This window comes from Streptomyces sp. NPDC107562 (assembly GCF_055657325.1).
Genome location: NZ_JBVKBE010000045.1, coordinates 1 through 1368 on the forward strand (window position 1 = coordinate 1; position 1368 = coordinate 1368).

Genomic DNA, 1368 nt, shown 5'->3' on the forward strand with positions numbered 1-1368 from the left:
TTGTGGTAGCCGCGGGCGAGTCCGGTGCCGGTTGCGTAGAGTTCGCCGGTCACGCCGGGTGGGGTGGGCTTGAGGTGCTCGTCGAGGACGAGGATGCCGGTGCCGGCGACCGGTCGGCCGATGGTGACGGGCTGGTCGGCGTGCAGGTGGCCGCCGGTGGCGCAGACGGTGGTTTCTGTGGGGCCGTAGGAGTTGACCAGGTGGTGGCGGCGTGACCATTGCTGGAGGAGGTTGTCGGTGAACGCCTCGCTCGCGGTGATGATCGTGGCGCCCTCGGGCAGCACGTCGTCGGCGAGGGTCCCCAGGAGTGAGGGGGTGAGCGTCACGTGGGTGATGCCGTCCGGTATCCGGCCTTCCAGCAGGTCCGTGGGGTCGCCCACGACCACGGTGCCGCCCGAAAGCAGACCCATGACCATTTCCCATACGGATCCGTCGAAGCCGATCGACGCGACCTGAAGTACTCGCGAGCCAGGCCCAGCGCCGTACACCGCGTGTTGTGCCACCAGACGGCCGATGCCGGCGTGGGGCAGCAGCACACCCTTGGGTACGCCTGTCGAGCCGGAGGTGTAGATGACGTACGAACCGTTCGCGAGGCCGGGCGCGTGGCCCTTTAGTGCTGTCCCCGCAGCGGGACCTGCCGCTGTGGCCAGGGCGGGGAGATCGATTTTGTCGACCCGGAGTTCGGCCAGTTCCCCGCAGCCTTCGAAGCGTCCGGGAGCGTCGACGAGTGCGAGCACCGGCGCGGTCTGCTCGACGATGAAGCGCTTCCGGTCCACCGGATACTGCGGGTCGACCGGCACGTACACGCCACCCGCCTTCATCACGGCCAGCATCGACAGCACCAGGTCGGCCGAGCGGTCCATGGAGACGAGGACACAACGATCCGGCCCCACACCGGCTTTGGCCAACAACCCGGCGAGAGTGTCGGAACGTGCGTCGGCTTCCGCGTAGGTCAGCCGCGTTGCGCCGTCCTCGACGGCGATCGCAGCCGGATCGCGTTCTACCTGCGCCGCGAACAGCTCCGGGAGGGTATGCGACGCCGCGTCCGCTCCCTGGCCCCACTCGTCGAGCAGCTGGGCACGAAAGTCCGGGCCAAGCAGGTCGAGTTCGCTCACCGGCGCGTTGGGGTCATCCGCTACCTGGGTGAGCACCCGAAGGACGGACTGGCCGAGCCGCCGTACGGTGTCCGCGTCGAAGAGATCAGTCGCGTACTCGATCGTCAGCTCGACGCCGTCCGCAGCGCCGGACCCGGCGTCGGTGCGTTGGACGAATTGGAAGGAGAGGTCGAATTTTGCTGCGTCCGCTTGTGACACGGCGGTTTCGGTGTGCAGGCCGGTGGCTCGCAGGAGCGGTGTGTCGACGGCGTCT

Annotated in this window: 1 protein-coding gene; it reads right to left on the reverse strand. The window is 68.3% G+C overall.

Annotated features, from left to right (window positions below; all coding sequences use genetic code 11):
* A partial coding sequence (locus ACZ7LV_RS38975) for an AMP-binding protein (protein ID WP_471946095.1) occupies window positions 1–1368 on the reverse strand: 1368 nt, incomplete at both ends.